The sequence below is a fragment of the Streptomyces sp. S6 genome (assembly GCF_054880855.1).
Genome location: NZ_JBTYMC010000706.1, coordinates 1 through 799, shown reverse-complemented (window position 1 = coordinate 799; position 799 = coordinate 1). Strand labels below are relative to the sequence as shown.

Here is a 799-nt window from a genome sequence, read left to right as displayed (position 1 = left end):
CCGCGCGGGCGACGACGGCGGCCGAGCGGTCGTCACCGTCCCAGTCGAGGACGGCGATCCGGCCCGGGTTCTCGTGCGCGGCCGAGCCGAGCAGCCCCCAGACGGCCGCGGCGGCCGGATCGGGCGCGGGCTCGTCCTCGGTGACGCGCACCGCGTCCCGCACGAGGACGACGAGCAGCTTGTCGTGGTCGGCGCCGATCCAGTCCCGGACGACCCCCAACGCACGTCCGGTGGCCTCGTGGACGTCGTCGTGCGCGTCGAGGCCGAGGACGACGGACTCGGTGTCCGGCACGCCCTCCTCGGGCAGCGCCAGCCCCTCCCAGCCCGGCAGGTACAGATCCTCGGCGCCGCCCTCGGCCTCCGGCACGGCCCCCAGCGAGGCCGGAGCCGCCCGGACGGTCAGCGAGCCGACGGTCGCCACCGGAGCGCCCGCCGAGTCCGCGAGGGTCAGCGCGAGGGAGTCAGGACCCGTCGGGGTGATCCGCACGCGCAGCGCACCCGCGCCGGTCGCGTACAGGGTGACCCCGTCCCAGACGAACGGCAGCCTGCCCCCGTCGCCGCTCTCACCGAGGGCGCCGCCCGCGTGGACGGCCGCGTGCAGAGCGGCGTCGAACAGCGCCGGGTGCAGGGTGAACGCGCCCGCGTCGGCCGTCTCCGGGAGGGCGACGTCCGCGTACACGTCGTCGCCGAGCCGCCAGGCCCGCCGGACGCCCCGGAAGACGGGGCCGTACGCGAAACCGCCGGCCGCGAGGTCCTCGTACAGCGCGTCGACGGGCAGGGCGGTCGACGCGCTGTACGA

The 799-nt window shown here is 77.2% G+C and carries 1 protein-coding gene; it reads right to left on the bottom strand.

Going from position 1 to position 799, the window contains the following annotated elements:
* On the bottom strand, nucleotides 1–799 hold a 799-nt coding region (locus ACVNF4_RS36605), incomplete at both ends, for a polyketide synthase dehydratase domain-containing protein (protein WP_461807119.1).